General features: G+C 69.1%; 14 protein-coding genes. 1 reads left to right on the plus strand and 13 read right to left on the minus strand.

Annotated features, from left to right (window positions below; genetic code table 11):
• Positions 1-50 precede the first annotated feature (50 nt).
• Positions 51-251, plus strand: coding sequence for a hypothetical protein (locus ACZ7OI_RS24475; protein ID WP_470266487.1), 201 nt, complete (start codon positions 51-53; stop codon positions 249-251).
• A gap of 1 nt (position 252) precedes the next feature.
• Here the strand turns inward: ACZ7OI_RS24475 and ACZ7OI_RS24480 are convergent, their stop codons facing one another.
• From ACZ7OI_RS24480 to ACZ7OI_RS24540, 13 genes are all read right to left on the minus strand, one after another.
• Entirely contained in the window at positions 253-1,395 is a 1,143-nt protein-coding gene (locus tag ACZ7OI_RS24480; RefSeq protein ID WP_470266488.1) for a 4-hydroxybenzoate 3-monooxygenase, read from the minus strand.
• 74 nt (positions 1,396-1,469) lie between these two features.
• A complete protein-coding gene (locus ACZ7OI_RS24485) occupies positions 1,470-2,243 on the minus strand; it encodes an AraC family transcriptional regulator (RefSeq protein WP_470266489.1) in 774 nt (257 codons plus the stop codon).
• A 60-nt stretch (positions 2,244-2,303) separates the two neighbouring features.
• Positions 2,304-5,612, minus strand: coding sequence for a serine hydrolase (locus ACZ7OI_RS24490; RefSeq protein WP_470266490.1), 3,309 nt, complete (start codon positions 5,610-5,612; stop codon positions 2,304-2,306).
• On the minus strand, positions 5,609-6,580 hold the full coding sequence (locus ACZ7OI_RS24495; protein ID WP_470266491.1) for an ABC transporter ATP-binding protein: 972 nt from the start codon (positions 6,578-6,580) through the stop codon (positions 5,609-5,611). Before ACZ7OI_RS24495 ends, ACZ7OI_RS24490 begins: the two co-directional genes overlap by 4 nt.
• 118 nt (positions 6,581-6,698) lie before the next feature.
• On the minus strand, positions 6,699-8,606 hold the full coding sequence (locus ACZ7OI_RS24500) for a dipeptide/oligopeptide/nickel ABC transporter permease/ATP-binding protein (RefSeq protein WP_470266492.1): 1,908 nt from the start codon (positions 8,604-8,606) through the stop codon (positions 6,699-6,701).
• Between the two features lies 1 nt (position 8,607).
• Complete coding sequence (locus ACZ7OI_RS24505) at positions 8,608-9,588, minus strand: ABC transporter permease (protein ID WP_470266493.1); 981 nt, start codon at positions 9,586-9,588, stop codon at positions 8,608-8,610.
• Complete coding sequence (locus ACZ7OI_RS24510) at positions 9,588-11,180, minus strand: ABC transporter substrate-binding protein (RefSeq protein WP_470266494.1); 1,593 nt, start codon at positions 11,178-11,180, stop codon at positions 9,588-9,590. Before ACZ7OI_RS24510 ends, ACZ7OI_RS24505 begins: the two co-directional genes overlap by 1 nt.
• 10 nt (positions 11,181-11,190) lie before the next feature.
• Positions 11,191-12,084 carry a serine hydrolase gene (locus tag ACZ7OI_RS24515; protein ID WP_470266495.1) on the minus strand — a complete coding sequence of 298 codons (894 nt, stop codon included), beginning with the start codon at positions 12,082-12,084 and terminating at the stop codon, positions 11,191-11,193.
• Complete coding sequence (locus ACZ7OI_RS24520) at positions 12,081-13,469, minus strand: serine hydrolase domain-containing protein (RefSeq protein ID WP_470266496.1); 1,389 nt, start codon at positions 13,467-13,469, stop codon at positions 12,081-12,083. Before ACZ7OI_RS24520 ends, ACZ7OI_RS24515 begins: the two co-directional genes overlap by 4 nt.
• 119 nt (positions 13,470-13,588) lie before the next feature.
• Positions 13,589-14,476, minus strand: a complete 888-nt coding sequence (locus tag ACZ7OI_RS24525) for a serine hydrolase (protein ID WP_470266497.1) — start codon at positions 14,474-14,476, stop codon at positions 13,589-13,591.
• 222 nt (positions 14,477-14,698) lie between these two features.
• Positions 14,699-16,354 carry a PucR family transcriptional regulator gene (locus tag ACZ7OI_RS24530; RefSeq protein WP_470266498.1) on the minus strand — a complete coding sequence of 552 codons (1,656 nt, stop codon included), beginning with the start codon at positions 16,352-16,354 and terminating at the stop codon, positions 14,699-14,701.
• Positions 16,355-16,431: 77 nt separating this feature from the next.
• Positions 16,432-17,538 carry an o-succinylbenzoate synthase gene (gene menC, locus ACZ7OI_RS24535; protein WP_470266499.1) on the minus strand — a complete coding sequence of 369 codons (1,107 nt, stop codon included), beginning with the start codon at positions 17,536-17,538 and terminating at the stop codon, positions 16,432-16,434.
• Positions 17,535-18,413, minus strand: a complete 879-nt coding sequence (locus ACZ7OI_RS24540) for a GNAT family N-acetyltransferase (RefSeq protein WP_470266679.1) — start codon at positions 18,411-18,413, stop codon at positions 17,535-17,537. Before ACZ7OI_RS24540 ends, menC begins: the two co-directional genes overlap by 4 nt.
• Positions 18,414-18,433: the final 20 nt, after the last annotated feature.

The raw sequence follows: 18,433 nt of genomic DNA on the forward strand, positions 1-18,433 counted from the left end.
GGGGGTCTGCGGCGTGGTTGACGCCCTCGTCTGTCCATAGTGTTCTCGGCATGGAGACTTCCCGTAGCCGCACCGCCGGCGGCCCTGTTGTGACTATCTTGCTGTGGCTCGTTTTTCTCGCCGGTGCCGCCGCCAATTCGATCGGCCAGTTCGCCGGGCTGGAAGCCACTTACCGGTACATCGGCGGCGGAATAGCGGTGGCGTGCCTGGTCTTGCTGCTGGTGCGGTTCATGGCCCGCCGCAAGGACTGACTCAGGCGAGCCCGGCGATGAACTCGCTCAGCGACCGGTTCGCCGGGCCGGGCTCGAACAGTCCCTTCAGTTCGGCCCGAGCGGTCTGCCGCCGGAATTCGCCTTCGTAGGAAGCGTCACCGGCGTTGTGCACCAATTCGGTCCACCACTTCGCGAAAGCCTGGTATTTCCAGACGTGCCGCAGGGCCGTCGCCGAGTAGCTGTCGAGCAGGCTTGAATCCTGTTCTTTCCGGTAGCGGACAACGGCGTCCGCGAACAGCTCGGCGTCATGCAAGGCCAGGTTCATTCCTTTCGCGCTCATGGGCGGGACGATGTGAGCGGCGTCGCCCAGGAGGTACAGGCGGCCGTGATTCATCGTGCTGTGCACCACGCTTCGCAGCGGCACCAATTGCGTACTGGCGATCGTGCCGTGGGTCATGGGTTCCTCGAAACGGGCTTCGATTTCGGCCCAGATTCGGTCGTCGGTCCATTCCTCGAGGGAACTGTCCAACGGGCATTGCAGATAGAACCGGCTCGCCTGCGGACCGCGGGCGAATTGACCGGCGAAGCCACGGGTGTGGAGCGCCATCATGGATTGGTGCTTGGCGGGTACTTCCGCCAATACTGTCAGCCACGCGTAACCGTATTCGTGGGTGTAGCGCGTGAGATCGGGGATCGCGGCTCGGCTGACGCCTCGGTCTCCGTCGCATCCGGCGATGAATTCGCAGGCGATCGCTTGGTTGTCTGAACAGCGGACCAGCGGGCGGTCGAGATTTTCGATCGAAACCTCGGTGTCGAAGCGGAGATCCCCGCCGTCGTCGAGGAAAACCTTGATCAGGTTCCGGACCAGCACCTGCTGGGGGCAGAACCGTCCGTCGCCCTGGTCACCCGCGTCCAGGGCGAGCGGGCGCGTTTCGCCGTCGATGTGGAAGTTCAGCACCGGCTGGGTCGGGACGCCGCCGACGACCCGGTCTTCGAGGCCGTGCGCGCGGAACATCCGGGCCGCCCGGGTGTCGATGACCCCGGCTCGCTGGCGCTGCTCGACGTATTCCCGGCTGCGCTTCTCGACAATGACGCAATCGATTCCGTTGTGCAGCAGGAAAATTCCGAGAGTGAGTCCGGCTACTCCGGCGCCCACGATCACTACAGTGGTGTTTTCTGGCATGTCTCCAGGTTCGCCGGAACCCCGCCGCCAGCGGTACCAACAGCCCGACTAGGTCTTCCGGAAACCCGCCAACCTCACCGATCGCCGCGGCGCAACTCCTGCTGATAGCGGCCAGGCGTCTGGCCGACCACGGCGGTGAACGCCTCGATGAAACTCGTCGGATTGGCCCACCCCAGCCGTGCCGCGGTGTCGATGACGGCGTCGCCCTCGGCCAGCCGGATGAGCGCGTGCTGAACCCGCAGCAGGCTCCGCCATTGATGAAAGCTCATCCCGAGTTCGGCCTGGAAAAGGCGGCTCAAGGTCCGCTCCCCCGCGCCGACAGTCCGGCCGAACTCGGCCAGCGTCAGCGACGCCGCAGGGTTGGCGTGCAGGAGATCGGTGACCGCGCGCAGGCGGTCGTCGGACGCGGCGGGTAGGTACATCGCCTCGTCGGGGCCGACGACCAGCTCGTCCACGACCACTCCGCGAAGCCGCTCCCGGGCCTCCGGGCGAAGCGTCCGGCCGCTGGTGAGGACCAGCAATGCCTCCCGCAGCAACGGCGTCACCTCGAACACCGTCGGCTGATCCGGCAGCGACGCGGAGAGTTCTCCGGAGAACTCCAGCACCCGGACCTCGGTCTGGCCGTACGCACGGTGATAGTGCTCGAAACCCGGCGGCGTCCACGCGACCCGGTTGGCCGGAGCGACCCAGGTGCCGCGCTCGGTCGTGGTGGCGAGGACGCCCGCCGACGGATACAGCAACTGCCCCTGGACATGCCGGTGCGGCGCGATGCCGTCCCCGTGCGCGAGGTGGCCGCGCTTCTCCACGATCTGCGAGACCACAGCGGGTCTCGGGCGGATTTCCGGCACGGCCCGAGCTTACTCGGAGTGACGAGCTGGAGGGGCTGAGCGAACCCAGCCCCTCCAGAGTCAGGACACCTTGGGCGTCGCCCGCGCACCGAAGTGCAGATACGGCTCCCCCGTGGGCAGCGTGTAGAACAGCACCGGCGTCCAGAATTGCCCGCCCGGCATGCGGAGCAGGAACAGCGTGTCCGAGACCGCCACCAGGTCGAACTCCTGCACCTTGTCCGGCATCAGCTCCGCGAGCGGTCCGGTGGTGGTGTGCACGACGCGCAAACCACCCTCGCGCTCCACCACCTCGACGTGCGCGCCAGCCCGTTCGTACACGCCCACGTGCCGGCTCACGTCCGCGGTGACCGGCGTGGCCGGGGGTTCGAGCGGACGCGGCATGGCGACGTCGGCGAGCTCGGCGAAGATCTCCCGGTACAGCTCGGTGTACAGGTCCCGCGTGTGGCCGCCGTTGGTCAGCAGCGTGACCGCGAGGCCCGCGTCCGGCAGCAGGCGCAGGAACGCCGACTGGCCGATCGTGTTGCCGTCGTGGCCGATGATGCGGCGGCCGCCCCACTCGTCGCGGATCCAGCCGAGGCCCCACGAATCGCCGAGGGTGTGCTTGTCCGGGACGTCGGCCTGCTTGTCCGCCATCGCCGCGGCCGATTCCGCCGACAGGATTCGCGTGCCGTCCGCGGTCAGGCCGCCGGTGAGGTGCAGGCGGGCGAAGGCGAGGACGTCCGCGGTGCGCGCGGTGATCAGGCCGGCCGGTCCGGCCGAGCGCGGCAGCTGCCAGGCCGGAGCCGGAGCCGGGTCCTCGCCGTCCGGCGCGACATGGCCGACGGCGGCGCGGAACAGCAGCGCCTCCTCCGGCAGCGTGACCGTGTGCGTGAGGCCGAGCGGGGTGTACAGCTTGTCCCGCATCGCGGCGTCCCACGTTTTCCCGGTGAGCTTCTCGATCACTCGGCCCATGAGGACGAAACCTGAGTTGCAGTAGGAGAAAGTCGCGCCGAGAGGATGGTTTTGCGCGGCGTCCTCCAGCAGGTCGACGAACTTTTCGACACAGTCGTCCCCGCGGCCGGTATCGGTGAAGATGTCGCCGTCGATGCCGCTGGTGTGGGTCAGCAGGTGCCGCATGGTGACTCTCTTGGCCACCTCCGGATCCGACAGCCGCAGTTCGGGCAGCACGTCGAGGATCGGCGCGTCGAGGTCGAGCAGGCCCTCGTCGACGAGCTGCATCACCACGGTCGACGTCCACACCTTGGAGATCGAGCCGATCTGGAACAGCGAATCCTCGGTGACCTCGACCTTGGTCGCCGTGCTCAGCACACCGTGGGTCGCGAACACCTCCTCGCCGGTGTCGACGCGCAGGAGTCCCAGCGACGCACCGGGAACGTCGTGCTTGCGTGCCAGCTCCGCCAGGCGACGGCTCCAGTGCGCGGCGTCGATCGGCACCCGCGAACCCGCGTACTGCTCGACCCAGTCGACCACGCGCCGGTTGTAGTCGACGCGGTGCGACGGCGGACCGTCCAAAATGAACAGATGCGCGCCGCCCGGGTACAACACCAGCCGGGACGGCACATCGCGCTCGCGCAGCGCGGTGAACCACTGCTCGGCCTGACCGACCGGGCACCGGACGTCTTCGCCGCCCTGGAGAATCAGCGTCGGCGTGCGGACCTTCTCGACCTGCGCGTGCGGGGAGGATTTCTCGTACTTGTCCGAGGAGAGTCCGGCGAATTCGTTGACTGCCATGTAGTGGCCGCCGTCGGAAGTCCCGGCCAGGCTCGTCAAATCGCTGACGACGCCACCGGCCACCGCAGCGGCGAAGCGGTCGTCGCGGCTGGTGAGGTAGCAGGTCATGTAGCCGCCGTAGCTGTACCCGGTGACGGCGAGGCGGTCCGGGTCGGCGAGACCTTCGGCGACGAGCTGGTCGATCGGTTCGAGGAAGTCCGGTGCGTCCGCGCTGCCCCACGCGCCGATGGCGGCGGTGAAGAACGCTTCGCCGTAACCGTCGCTGGCTCGCGGGTTGATCAGCAGCACTGCCCAGCCGCGCGCGGCAAGGGTCTGGTGGTACAGGTGAATCGAGTCCGCCGCGCCGTTCCAGGCGTTGTGCGGACCGCCGTGGATGTCGATCAGCAACGGCTGCGGGCCGGTGCGTTCGGTGTCGCGGATCAGCCAGCCCTGGACGACGGTGCCGTCGCTGATAGTGAATTCGCGCGACTCGCGGCCGAACAATTCCACTTCGGACACTGTGTCGCCGTGCTTCGTGCGCACATCGACCGAACCCGTGGCACGGTCGAGTACGGCGACTTCACCGAAGGATTCGCTGGTAGCCAACACAATCGCGGCCCGGTCGCCGACCAAGTCCACTCCGGACACGACGTTGCCGTCGCCGACCAGCACCGGACGCGGGTCGCCACCGGCAAGGTCCACTTCGTACAGATGCGTGCAGCCGCGGTCGCGAATCGCGAACAGCACGACGTCGCCCGCCTCGTTCAGCTGCGGCAGCGCGCCCGGGTAGCCGGGGCCGCCGGACATCACGTTGCGGTCGAGGCTGGCGGCCAGGTCGACCGTCTCGCCGCCGTCCAGCGGAACGCGCAGCAGGCCGAGGTGTCCGGTGATGGTGTCGGTGCGGCCGACCACCAGAAGCGCCTTGCCGTCGGTGGTCCAGCCGACCGTCCCCGCCATGCCCTGGTCGGTGCCGACCAGCCGCGGTTCGGCGTTCCGCTCGGTGACGTCGAGGACGTAGGCGGCGGACCGGAAGGTGAGGTCAGCGTCGTCGTCCAGGGACGCGGTGAACGCGACGTGCTTGCCGTCGGGCGACCAGGCGGGCTGGCCGGCGTGCCAGTCGCCGAAGGTGCGCTGCTGGACTTCGCCGGTGGCGACGTCGAGCACGTGCACGTGGCTGCGGAGGGTCTTCAGCAGGCCGGGGCCGTCGGACTTGTAGTCCAGCCGCTCGGCGACGATCGGCGTGTTCGCCGGCGGCGCTTCGACGATCGCGGCGAGGTCGATCGCCGCGGAGAACGCGATCTTGCTGCCGTCCGGGCTCCACACCGGCGCGCCCGCGCCGAGCGGGAGCTTGGTGAGCTGCTCGGCCTCGCCGCCGTCCGCCGGGAGGACCCACACCTGCGGCGGGCCGTCCTGGGCGCGCAGGAACGCGAGCCGGGAGCCGTCCGGGGCCCATTTCGGCGCCGCGTCCGCGTTTCCGCGGGTGAGCTGGCGGGCCTCGCCGGAGGAAGTGCCGACCGTCCAGAGCGCGTCGACGTTCCGGTCCTCCTCCCGGTCCGCGGTCCGCAGCACGTAGACGATGCGGCTGCCGTCCGGCGAAAGCGCGGGCTGGCTGGGCGCGGCGAGGTCGTACAGGTCATCGATGCCGAGACGGCGGGTCATACGCTGGCTCCTTGAGAGATCGCGGGCTCGTGGCCCTCGGATGCGCTGAAGTGACAAGCCGAGGCGTGCAGCCGAGGCGCGGCGTCCTCCGCCGGATCGGCCCGGAGGCACAGCTCGCGGTCGCTCCGCACGAGCGGGCCGACCGGGCAGCGCGGGTGGTACCGGCAGCCGGCGGGCGGATGGTGCGGATCCGGCGGTTCCGCGTCCGCGGTCGGACCGGGTTCGAGGTCGAACAGCGACTTGTGCGCCGACGGGGCGGCGTCGAGCAGGTCGCGGGTGTAGGGATGCTGCGGATCGGCGAGCACCTGCGCGGCCGGTCCGGCTTCGACGATCCGGCCGAGGTACATCACCGCGACGAAATCGCTGAGATACCGGATCACCGCGAGGTTGTGCGAGATGAACAGCATCGACAAATCGAGGTGCCGCTGTACCGACCGCACGAGGTTGAGCACCGCGCCCTGCACCGAAACGTCGAGCGCGGAGGTGATTTCGTCGGCGATCAGCGCTTGCGGCTGACCCGCCAGCGCCCGGGCGAGTGCCACGCGTTGCCGCTGGCCGCCGGACAGCTGGCCGGGCAGGTGCCCGGCGCGCTCGGGATCGAGATTGACCAGTTCCAGCAGGCGGGCGACCTCGGCCTTGCGGTTCGTCCCGCGCGGCATGGCTTCGGCGATCGACTCGCCGATCGTCATCCGCGGGTTGAGCGACGAATACGGATCCTGGAACACCATCTGCAGCGGACGTCGGCGCGGGAGTTTCCGCACGTCCACGCCGCCGAGCAGCACCTGGCCCGCGCTCACCGGCGACAAGCCGACGGCAGTCCGGGCGAGCGTCGACTTGCCCGAGCCCGATTCGCCGACGAGACCGACGACCTTGCCCGCCGGGACGGTCAGCGAAACGCCGTCCACCGCGGTGAGCCCCCGGTGCCCGCCGTATCGGACGCTGACCGAATCGAAGACCAGCTCGCTCATTCCGCCCCTCCCTCTTCTGACCTTTGCCCCGCTCCGCGGTCCGTGAGGGGAACCCTGAGGGACTCTGATTCCCTCGGGGTTCCCCTCACGGACCTTGGACGGAGGAGGCGAGGCGCGCTCATTCCGCCCCTCCCGCCACGACGAGTCCCGCTGCTTCCGACAGTGCGGCATGCGGATGCCAGCACGCCACCCGATGTTCCGGCGCGAGCACGGTCAGTTCCGGATCCTCCTCGCGACACCGGTCGGTCGCGACGGGGCACCGGCTCGCGAACGCGCAGCCGGCCGGCATCTGGTCCGGTTCCGGCGGACGGCCGGGAATCACCGCGAGCGGCGCGTCCGGGTCGGTCTCCAGGTCGATCGTCGTGGCCAGCAGCGCCCGCGTGTACGGATGCCGCGGCGTGATGTCCGCACCGGCGGCGGGCAGATCCTCCACGATCCGCCCGGCGTACATCACCAGAATCCGTTCGCACGTCTGGGAAACGACCGCGATGTCGTGACTGATCAGAATGATCGCGGTGTCCCGTTCGGCGCGGGTCTGGGCCAGCAGCCGGAGCAATTGCCGTTGCACGGTCACGTCCAGCGCGGTCGTCGGTTCGTCGGCGATGATCAGCCTCGGGTCGCCCATCAGGCCCATCCCGATCATCGCGCGCTGCCGCATGCCGCCAGAGAACTCGTGCGGGTACTGCTTCGCCCGCCGTTCCGCCGCCGGAATCCGTACCGCGCGCAGTCGGTCGACTGCTCGCTCGAACGCTTTGGCTCGCGAAATCCCTTGGTGCTGCTCGGAAACTTCGGCGAGCTGACGGCCGATCCGCCGGGTCGGGTTGAACGACGTCATCGGGTCCTGGAAGACCATCGCCAGCGACGTCCCGAGCAGCGTCCGCAATTCGCGTTCCGGCGTGGTGAGCACGGGGGTTCCGGCGAAGTCCAGCCGGTCCGCGGTCACCGAACCGGGCGCTTCGATCAGCCGCGACACCGCGAGCCCGGTCAAGCTCTTGCCCGAACCGGATTCGCCGACGACCCCGATCGCCTCGCCCGCTCGCACGGTGAAGCTCACGCCGCGCACCGGCACCGTCCAGCCCGTCGGCCGGGGGAACGCGACTTCCAGATTCTCGACCACCAGCACGGCGTCGTCCGCGGCAACTGGGTCCACTTTGGACTTTCGCAGTACCCGAGGAGTCAACCGTGGCAACCGAGTCCGCACGCCGATCACTCCGGCGACGGTCTCCCCGAAGAGGTTGAACGCGAGTCCCGCGAGGACCACCGCCACACCGGGCGCGAGTGCCGCCGCCGGGTTGACGTAGATGCCGTTGAGGCCTTCGTTGAGCAGCCGTCCCCAGTCGTAATCCGGGGCCTGCACACCGATCCCGAGGAACGACAGCCCGGAGAACGCCAGCAGCGAACCACCGGCGCCGATGGTGGCGTTGACCGCCAGCGGCTCGCCGATGTTCGGCAGAATGTGCCTGAACAGCAACCGGATCCGCCCCACTCCGGCGACCCGCGCGGCGGACACGAAGTCCCGTCCGGCCACGGAAGCCGACAACGTCTGGGTCAGCCGGGCGAACTGCGGAGCCAGCGCGAACCCGATCGCCATCACCGCGCCTTGCGTGCCCACCCCGAAGATAACCGCGAAGAACAACACCAGCAGCAGTCCGGGGAACGCGACCGCGATGTTGATCGCCGCCGTCAGCAGTCTGCCCAGCGGACGCGGCAGCACCGCGGGCAGCATGCCGAGCACCAGGCCGGTCGCGACGCCGAGCGCCGCGGCGATCAGCGCCAGCAGCACCGAAAGCCGGGTCGCCACCAGCACGCGGAAGAAAATGTCGCGGCCCAGTTCGTCGGTGCCGACGAGGTGGTCGCTCGACGGGCCCTGGCCGATCGCGTTCGTGTCGATCGCCGAAGCCGCGTCCTGCCACAGGATCGGGCCCAGCACCGCCACCGCGATCACCAGCACGAGCAGGACGGCGGCGAACGCGCCGAGCGGGGTGCGCACCGCGGCCAGCCACTGTTGTCCGCGCCGTTTCGCCATCTCAGTTCTCCCGGATCGTCGAACGCGGATCGAGGACCGCCAGCAGCAGGTCCACGATGAGGTTCACCAGCAGCACGCCGATGCCGTACACGAGCACGATTCCCTGCACCAGCGGGTAATCCTTCTGCAGAATGGATTGCGAGATCGTCGAACCGAGACCCGGCCAGGCGAACACGTTCTCCACCAGCACGGTGCCCGCGACGAGGCTGGTGAGCATCAGCCCGCCGAGCGTCAGGGTCGCGGTCAGCGCGTTCGGGAGCGCGTGCCGCAGGTAGACGATCCGCGCGGGAAGCCGCTTCGCCCGTGCGGTGCGGACGAAATCGTTGCCCAGCACCGAAAGCGTCTCCACCCGGACGATCCGGGACAGCGTCGAGGCCGGGCCGAGCGCCAGCGCGATGATCGGCAGCACGAGCGAACCCGCGCCCTCGTGGCCTGCCACCGGGAACCAGCCGAGCTGCACCGCGAAGAACGCCACCAGCGCCACCGCGACCAGGAACTCCGGGATCGCGGCGAACAGCACGGTGGCCGAGGTGAACCCGAGTTCGGCGCCGCGACGCCGTCCGCCGCGGGTCAGCACGGCGAACGTCAGTCCGAGCGGGATCGCGAGCCCGATGACCACCATGAACGCGGGCAGCGCCAGCTGCAACGTCGCCGGGAGCCGGTCGGAGATGACGTCGCCGACCGGCTGCCCGGTCAGCATCGACGTGCCGAAATCGCCGCGGAAGAGTCCACCGAAGTAGTCGAGGTACTGCTGCCACAGCGGATGGTCCAGGCCGAGCGCGGCGCGCCGGGCGTTGATCAGCTCGATCGGCGCGGTCAGGCCGAGCGCCGCACGCACCGGGTCGCCCGGGATCAGCTGGATCATCAGGAACGCCATGGTCACCAGCACCCACAGCGACACCACGAACCGCCCGAGGCGGCGGGCGCCGAAGGTCAGCCAGGGGCTGACCTTCGGGCCCGCGACGGCGATCGCGCCGGTCATCAGGCGTACATCCGGATGGTGGCCGGCTTGATGTAGCCGTTGATGATCTCGAACTTCGCGTTGCTGCCGAAGGTCGGGACCACCGAGTTCGCGAACTGCACCACGTCCTGCTTCTCGTACAGCGCCGATTCCGCGGCCAGCCAGTCCGCGCAGCCCGCTTGCCCGGCCTGCGTGGCTGCCTTGGTGACCAGCGCGTCGTACTGCGGGTTCTTGATGTGCGCGAAGTTCGTGCCCTCCGGCGGCTGCGCACCGGAGATGAACGGCACCAGCTCGCTGGGCACGGTGAGGCCGAGCGGAGCCATCGAGATGTCCCACTCGCCGGTGGCGAACAGCGCCTGGCTGATCCCCGGACTGTCGAGGCCCTTGAGCTGGACGTCGACGCCGACTGCCTTCCAGCCCTGCTGCATCAGCTCCGCGCCGGGCGCCATCGTCGGACCGGCCTGCGTTCCGTAGATCGCGGTCAGCGACAGCCGCTTCCCGTCCTTGACGCGAATGCCGTCCGGTCCCGGTTTCCAGCCCGCCTGCTCCAGCGCCGCCTTGGCCCCGGCGACGTCGAAGCCGGGCATCTTCCCGGTGGCCGAATCGCCCTGGCAGGGCCGGGGTTCCATGGTGACCATGCCCATGACCGGAGCACTGCCGTCGCGGGTCAGCACCTTCGCGACCTGCGGGAGGTCGATCGCCTGGGTCAGCGCGCGGCGCATCGCCTGGTCCGCGCCGAACCGGCCGGGCGCCTGGTTGAAGAACATTTCGCCGAACGGGGCGACGATGTCGGCGTGGTACAGCCGCTGTGCCTTGAGCCGCTGCTGGTCCTGCCCGATCACCGAGGCGGCGTTGACCTCGCCGGACAGCAGCAGGTTCGACATCGTCGTCATGTTCGGGACGATCCGGACGTTGATCTTGTCCGGCAATCCCTGTTGCTTCGGGTCGAACTGGCCGGGACCCCACGTGTAGTCCTTGCGCCGGGTCAGCGTGTAGTGGTCGTTCGGGACGATCTCGGACATGGTGAACATGCCGGTGCCGTTCTCGCCCTTGGCGAGCGTCTTCCGGTCGGCCAGCCCCTTGGCGCAGGCGATCGGCAGGCCGGCGATGTTGCGGAGCAGGAACGCGTCCGGCGCACCGCTGGTGATCTTGACCGTGCCCTCGCCGGCGACCGCTTTGGTGCCGGTCTTCACCGTGACGCCCGCCAGCGGGGACTTGTTCGCCGGGTCGCCGATGAAGTTGATGTTCGCCGCGACGTCGGCCGCGGTCAGCGGACTGCCGTCGGCGCAGGTGACACCCTTGCGCAGGGTGAAGGACGCCGTTGTCGTGTCGGCTTCCCACTTCTCCGCGAGCGCCGCCTCCGGCTGGCCCTTGGAGTCGAGATTGATCAGGGCGTCGTAGAGGAACCCGTCGAGATTGCGGGCGACCGACAGCACGGTGATCGCCGGGTCGAGCGTTCCCGGATCGGTCGGGACGGCATAGGTGAAAGTCTTGCCGTCGACCAGTTTCTGGTTCGCGGTCCGGTCCGTCCCGGATTGCGCTGATCCCCCGCACGCGCTCACGGTCAAGGCCACCACGCCCGCCATCGCGGCGGTGAGCCGGGCAGTTTTCATGGGATTTCTCCTACGTGGTCACGCTCTGGAGGTGGTCGACAGCCAGCCGGGCGGCGGTGCCGATGGACGCGTCGACCGCGGGAAGGCGGTCTTCGAGAGAATGCGCGCGAGTGAACACCGCGACCGCGAACCGGCGGCCGTCCCCCAAGGTCACCACGCCTGCTTCGTTGCGGATTCCGGGCAGCGTCCCGGTTTTCGCCGCGATCGCCACGCCGGACGGGAAGCCCGACGACAGCCGGTGCGGCCAGATCTGCTGCGCCATGATCGTGCGAACCCGTTCGCACGCTTCGGGTTCGCCTGCCCGGTCAGTCCAGATCGCGTCGAGCAGCGTCGTCATCTCGCGCGGCGTGGACGACGTGGTGCGCTCCGGATCGCGGACCGACAGCTTGTCCAGCTGCTCCGGCGTCGCTCCGCCGAGCAGTGCTTCGAGATCGGAATCCGGAGTGCCGCCGAGATCGGAGACGACGGACGCGAACAGGTCCTCGCAGCAGCCGATCAGCCGGGTGCGGGCGAGCCCGAGATCGGCCAGCACCCGGTCCACCGTCTCCTGGCCGAGCCGGTGGTAAATGACGTCGGTGGCGGCGTTGTCGCTCATCGTGAGCATGAAGTGCGCGAGGTCGCGCCAGCTCATCTCGACGTCGTCGGCGCAGCCCGCGGTGCCGATGCCGCCGATCCGGTACCGCGCGGTCACCTTGGTCCGTTCAGTGTCGTCCAGCCGTCCAGCGGCGACCTCGCGGGCGTAGGCGAGCGCTACCGGGATCTTGAACACCGACGCGAGGACGACCGGGGCATCCCCGCCGGCCGACACTTCCGGACCTTGCACCCCGATCTCCCGGGCATGCAGGAATCCTTCCGCGCCAGCGTCGGCGAAGACGGCCTCGATCTGTTCGCGGATCCCGCTCACGGCGAGACCCGTCGGTCCGCGCGTCCAGTGTGGAGGAACTGCGCGCGGCCGTTCCCGTCGTCGCCGACGAATGCGTGTGCCATGTAGACACCCGGAAGCTGCTCGGTTTTCCCGACGAATGTGTCGCCCTGGCACGGGAACAGCTCTTCCTTTCCCGAGGGCGCGCCGATCTCGGCGAAGATTCCCTTCGGGGTGCGGCTCATCCAGAGCTTGCCGTCCTCCTCGGTGACGACGGTGTCGGCGACCATCGACGAATACTCGCCCGTGTACCGGGACAGGTCGGCCGGTGCGGCGGCGGGGTTCGGCAAGGGCAGCGGCGGGACCGCGATGCCGGCGAGTTCGTCCAGCAGCTTGGTGTAGATCTCGTGGTACACGTGCAACGGGTTTCCGCCGTTGGTCAGCAGCGCGATCGCGACGCCGTGCTCGGGCGCCACGCGCAGGAAGGCCGACTGGCCGATGGTGCCGCCGTCGTGGCCGATCACCTTGCCGCCGTCCCAGTCGAAGAGCATCCAGCCGAGGCCCCAATGCTCGGCCATGATGCCGAGGTAGGGCACGTCCACCTGCGGTTCGCGCATCGCGAGCAGCGATTCCGGCAGCAGCACCTGGGCGCCGTCGTCGGCCTTGCCGTCGTTCAGGTGCATCCGGGCGAACGTCAGCAGGTCGCGCGGGCGCATCGCGAGTGTCGAACCGGCGGGCGAGTTCGAGCGGGTGAGCGCCCAGATCGGCGCGGGCACCGGGTCTTCGCCCGGTTTCGGGGAGACATGGCCGATCGCGGCGCGGTAGCGGATCGCGTCGTACGGGCCGGACGCCGCGTGGGTCAGGCCGAGCGGCGCGAAGAGGTGGTCGCGCACGCAGTCGTCCCAGCACTTGCCGCGCAGCACCTCGATGACGCGGCCGAGCACGCAGTAACCGGCGTTGTTGTAGGAGAACCGTTCGCCGGGCGGGAAGAGCTGCGGCACGTCGGACAGCGTCGCGACGAGCTTCTCCACGCAGTCGTCGCCGGGTCCGGTGTCGGTGAAGATGTCGCCCTCGAAGCCGGCGGTGTGACAGGTCAGCTGGCGGACGGTGATCACCGCCGCGGCCTCGTCGTCGCCGAGCACGAACTCGGGAAGGTAGTCGCGCACCGGCCGGTCGAGGTCCAGCTTGCCCTCGTCGACGAGCTGCATCGCCAGCGTGGTCGTCCACACCTTGGTGATCGAGCCGATCTGGAACACCGAGTCCACAGTGGACTCCACGCCGGTGCCCTTGTTGACGACGCCCGCCGCGTGGTCGATCACCTCGCCGTCGGCGAGCACCGCGATCGCGGCTCCGGGAACCTGATGCTTGGCCAGCAGAGCGGCGAAATTCTCCTGGAGCCAGGTCTCGATTTCGGAAATTTTCGACATGTGCACCTTCTGTCCGGGTGAGGGTGGACCGGCGTTTCGGAAATGCTAGGTCGGTGGCGGACGTCACTTGTTCGTCCGGACCGAGGAGAGCGAGGGGAAAGTTCCTCCGCTCCGACGAATCAAGCCGTGCGCAGCGACTCCACTGCCGTCGCGGCGGCGAAACCGATGAAGGCGTCGCGCTCGGGCACCCGTGATCGGGAATCCTCGGCGCGGGTGAACACGGCGACGGAGTACCGCCCGCCGTCCGGGTATTCGACCACGCCGACCTCGTTGCGCACGGCGGGCAACGTGCCGGTTTTGCCGCTCGTGCGGATCCCGTCATCGGGGAATCCGGAACGCAGGCGGTGCGGCCAGACCTGCAGTTCCATCCAGCGCCGGACGTCCGCGCACGCCTGCGGGGCGGCCGCTTCGTCGCGCCAGATCAGTCCCAGCAGCCGGGTCATTTCGGCGGCGGTGGTGCGGCAGGACTTTTCCGGTTGCAGCGCGCGCAACCCGGAAACCTGTTCGTAGGTGAGTTCGGCGAGCGCGCGTTCGTCGTCCTCGTAAGAGACTCCGAGATCCTCGCCGATGGTGGCGAGCAGTTCGCCGCAGTCCTGCGGCACGACGGTTTGCGTGAATCCGAAGCGTTGCAACGTGTTATTTACCGCGTCTTTGCCGACCTCGGCGAGAATCAGGTCAGTGGCAACGTTGTCGCTGATTCCGATCATCAGAATCGCCAAATCGTGCCAGGACATCAGGACTTCGTGGCGAAAGGTGGCGAGGCCGTACGGGCTCGGCGTCGGGTGCCCGGGTTTGACGGTGATGCGCGTGCCGAGATCGAGCACTCCCTCGGCGGCCTGGCGAGCGAGCTCCAGCGCGATCGGGACCTTGAACACCGACGCGGGGACGACCGGAACGTCCTCGCCGATCCCGAGGCTGCGGGTGCCGTCGACCTCGGCGGCGTGCAACCGGACCTCGACGCCGACCTCCTCGGCGCGGCGGGCGATCGTTTCGGATGCGGTGGCCATGGCCCTCCTGTCTACTGTGGACTTCGTTGTCGGCAGCAGGCGGGAATTCCCTGGTGCGCACCGGAAATCGCGAACCGCCGGTTTCCCATTGTGGTGGGGCCGGCAGGGGCGGGGTTGGTGCGTTCGCAGGAAGGTTGCGGAGGGGTTTCCGTCAGGGGGAGCAGAGCGGCGGCAGGGCTGGGTCTCGTGAGTGCTTAGGCCGGTTAGAACCGGCTTAAACACTCACGACCCCTCCTCGGGTTTCTCGACGCGCGGAAGCAGGTGCAGCTGCACCATCGCGGCGAACCGGTCCCCCGGGTCGTCGAGATCGATTCCGCCGACCTCGGCCAGCCGGCGCAAGCGGTACCGGAACGTGCTCGGATGCACGTACGCCGCGGCCGAGGCGGCGCTGATGTCCCCGAACGAATCGAGCCAGCACCGCAAGGTGTGCACGAGCTGCGACTGGTGTTTGGTGTCGTACTCCAGCAGCCGCGCGATCGGCCCGGTCGCGACGTCGCCGCGCGCCGCGGAAAGGTCGGCCAGTTCCAGCATCAACGCCTCGATGTGCGCGTCCTCGGCGGCGATCACCCGCTTCGAGCCGCCGTTGGTGAGCAACACGCGCAACGCCCGGTCGGCCCCGTCGCGGGAGGCGCGCAGCCCGGATCCGTCCAGCGCCAGCGGTCCGATGCCGATCGCCGCGGCGACCCGGCGGCCAGTGCGTTCCAGGAAGGTCGACGCGACGCGCACCGAGCGTTCGCGGCAATCCCCGTGGTTCCCGGGCATCGGGACGATGCCGTACGCGACGTCGCCGACCAGTGCGACCGCCGACCGGGGCTGAACGGCGCTGAGGTGCATGGCGAACGCGTCGGCGACCCGCTGGCGTTCGGCGACCAGCCGGAGGTCGTCGTCGGGCGCCTCGATCAGCCCCATGGCGAGCACGATCGTCGGCTGCCCCAGCAACCCGAGGCGCGCGATGGCTTCCTGCGCGCCGGTGCCGCCTTCGAGCGCGGTGCTGACCAGATCGGCCCGCAGCCGGCGTTCGACGTCGGCTCCCGCGCGCAGCCGAAGCATATGCAGCGCAACGATTTTCGACGCATCGATCAATGCTGCGGTACGTTCTTCGCTGAGCTCTTTGTCGACAGCGGCCCAAATCGACCCGAGGACCTCGTCGCCCGCCCGGACCGCGAGCGCGGCGCGGGGCATGACGATCTTCTTGTCGTAGCCGTCTCCCGGATAGACGTAAACCGGGCCTTGGTCGCGATAGAGCCGCTCGAAAACGCCGTCCTTCTCCAGTTCGCGAGTGAACCGCTCGGGCACCTGACGGCCGAGAATCGTCTCGACCCGCGAAGGGTCGGCCTCGTCCTGACGGCCGGAGAACGCGAGCACGCGCGAGTTGCGGTCCTCGATGGTGACCGGCGCGTCGAGCAGCGCGGCGATGGCGTTGGCGAGCGCGAAAAGATCGCCGGACGGCATCCCGCCGAGCGTCTGTGGGGAAACGTCGCCGACGTCGCCCTCCGCCAGCAGCGTGCGGAGCATGGCGGCCAGCTGCGCCCACGAAGCGCCGCTGGCCAGTCCGAGCAGGGCGACCCCGGAGGAATTGGCCGCCCGCACGAGTTCCGCCGAGGCGGCGACCGGCGCTCGCACGACCAGCGCGGTGGCTCCGCGCGCGGCGACGGCGTGCAGGAGCTGCACGATCTCGCCGGATTCGCGCACGCCGACGCCGAGGACGACCGCCTGCGCGGGGAATTCCGCGTCGTCGTGCGGGTCGTGAATCACCACCCCGCCGAGCTGCCGCCGCGTGTCGCGGCCGACGGCGACCGGTTCGAGGAGCACGTCCCCGAGCGCTTCGAGGACGCGTCCCAGACTCGTGTGCGGTTTGCTCGGCACCGGTGTCAGCACCCCCCGAAGGTAGATCCGGCCTCACCCGGACCGGCTGGTCCGATCCGACCAAATCTACCTCCGGAATTCGTAGCGGGCTACGAACCGATCCACACCTTTGCCGTGGTCACCTCGTCCAGCAGCTCCGGAATCGGCGCCACGCCGAGGCCCGGTCCGGTGGGCACCGGCAGGTGGCCGTCGGACAGCACGAAGGGTTCGGTGATGTCGGTCCGGTAGAAGCGGTCCGACGCCGAGGTGTCGCCGGGCAGGGTGAAGTTCGGCAGCGAGGCCAGCGCGACGTTCGCCGCCCGGCCGAGGCCCGTTTCGATCATCCCGCCGCACCAGACCGGGATCCCGTGCGCCGCGCACACGTCGTGCACCCGCCGCGCTTCCAGGTAACCGCCGACGCGGCCCGGTTTGATGTTCACGATCTGGACCGCGCCCAGTTTGATCGCGTCCGCCGCCGCGCGCGCCGACACGATGGACTCGTCGAGGCAGATCGGCGTCTGGATCCGGCGCGCCAGTTCGGCGTGGCCGAGCACGTCCTCCTCTTCCAGCGGCTGCTCGATCAGCAGCAGGCCGAACGGGTCGAGCTTGGCCAGCTGCGGCGCGTCGCCGAGGGTGTAGGCGGTGTTCGCGTCGACCTGCAGGAGCACGTCGTCGCCGAAGCGTTCGCGGACCGCGCGCACCGGCTCGACGTCCCACCCGGGTTCGATCTTCAGCTTGATCCGGACGTAGCCCTCGTCGAGGTATCCGCCGACGACGTCGAGCAGCTGCGGGATCGTGTCCATGATCCCGACCGAAACGCCGCACGGCACGGAATCGCGCACCGACCCGAGTTCGGCGGCGAACGACCGCTCGTGCGCGCGGAGTTCGGCGTCGAGCACCGCCATCTCCAGCGCGCCCTTGGCCATCCGGTGGCCCTTGAACTTCACCAGCAGCGGCGTCACCTTCGCCGCGGTGACGTCGCCCGCGGCCAGCAGCGTCGGGATCAGATGGTTCCGCAGCACGTGTTCCGCGCCGTCGTTGTACTCCGACGAGTACACCGGCCCGGCCATCGTCACGCATTCGCCCCAGCCCTCGCCGGCCGGCGTGACCGCGCGCAGCAGCAAGAGCTCGCGGACGGACTGGGTGCCGAACGAAGTCCGGAACGGGGCGACGAGCGGCATCTGCACCCGGCGCAGTTCCACACCGCTGAGTTTCACTGCTCCTCCTTGGAGATCACGTAAAAGCCGGCTCGGTCGAAGCCGGTCACCCGGCCGCCGGCGGCCATCAGCCCGCCGAGCGATTCGCGCAGCGCGGCCCGCCACGCGTCCGCCTTGCCGGGATCGGTCGTGCGCAAGCCTTCGATGTCGGACGGGACCGCGACGAGCACCACCGGGGCGTCTGCTTCACCGGTGGCCGGACCGCCGTCTTCGCCGACAGACAGGGCCACCGCCGCGCCTTGGTCGAGCAAGGCCTTCGCATTGGTGCGGATCGGCTCGCCGAACGCGGCGGTCCGCACGGTCGGACTGGCCAGGTCCCAGGACACCATCAGCCGGTCGGTGTCGCCCGAACCGTTGATGCCGTCCGCCATCGGCCCGTAGAAATCCCGCAGGTAGCGCACCGGGAGCGCGCCTAGTTTTCCGAGGTTGAAATAGCCGTTGCGGCGCACCAGCGGGTCGAAGGTCCATTTGATCGTCGACACGTCCTGCGCGAGTGCCCAGCCGCGTTGATGCAATTTCAGCGCGTACCCGATTCCGCGACCCGCACCGGCCTTCGCGACTCCGGCGATGTGACTGTGCAGACTGCCTTTTCCGGGATTGCCGAAAAAGCCGACGCACGCACCGAGCATTTCCCCGTCGGCGAACGCGCCTGCCACGTAATTCCCCGCCGACGACAGCGCGCGCAGCAGCTCCGTGGTCACCGGCCGGGTGCCCGGCGCGGACCGCCAGATCGTCTCGAACAGCACTCCGACCTCGGTCATTTCCGCGATCTCGGTGATTTCCCGGACTTCGACCCTCGAGGCGGCAGCCGCCGCCCGAGCGGCCGCGACCGCCTCGTCGCACACTTCCGCCGCGACGGGTCTTTCCGTGTTCATCGCAAGATTCGTCACGGGAT

Source organism: Amycolatopsis sp. NPDC114503, assembly GCF_055633655.1.

Coding starts and splice junctions, on each gene's coding strand:
- ACZ7OI_RS24500 (WP_470266492.1), bottom strand. CDS start 8,606: ATGGCGAAACGGCGCGGACAACAGTGGCTGGCCGCGGTGCGCACCCCG.
- ACZ7OI_RS24490 (WP_470266490.1), bottom strand. CDS start 5,612: ATGACCCGCCGTCTCGGCATCGATGACCTGTACGACCTCGCCGCGCCC.
- ACZ7OI_RS24510 (WP_470266494.1), bottom strand. CDS start 11,180: ATGAAAACTGCCCGGCTCACCGCCGCGATGGCGGGCGTGGTGGCCTTG.
- ACZ7OI_RS24520 (WP_470266496.1), bottom strand. CDS start 13,469: ATGTCGAAAATTTCCGAAATCGAGACCTGGCTCCAGGAGAATTTCGCC.
- ACZ7OI_RS24540 (WP_470266679.1), bottom strand. CDS start 18,413: ATGAACACGGAAAGACCCGTCGCGGCGGAAGTGTGCGACGAGGCGGTC.
- ACZ7OI_RS24480 (WP_470266488.1), bottom strand. CDS start 1,395: ATGCCAGAAAACACCACTGTAGTGATCGTGGGCGCCGGAGTAGCCGGA.
- ACZ7OI_RS24525 (WP_470266497.1), bottom strand. CDS start 14,476: ATGGCCACCGCATCCGAAACGATCGCCCGCCGCGCCGAGGAGGTCGGC.
- ACZ7OI_RS24475 (WP_470266487.1), top strand. CDS start 51: ATGGAGACTTCCCGTAGCCGCACCGCCGGCGGCCCTGTTGTGACTATC.
- ACZ7OI_RS24505 (WP_470266493.1), bottom strand. CDS start 9,588: ATGACCGGCGCGATCGCCGTCGCGGGCCCGAAGGTCAGCCCCTGGCTG.
- ACZ7OI_RS24495 (WP_470266491.1), bottom strand. CDS start 6,580: ATGAGCGAGCTGGTCTTCGATTCGGTCAGCGTCCGATACGGCGGGCAC.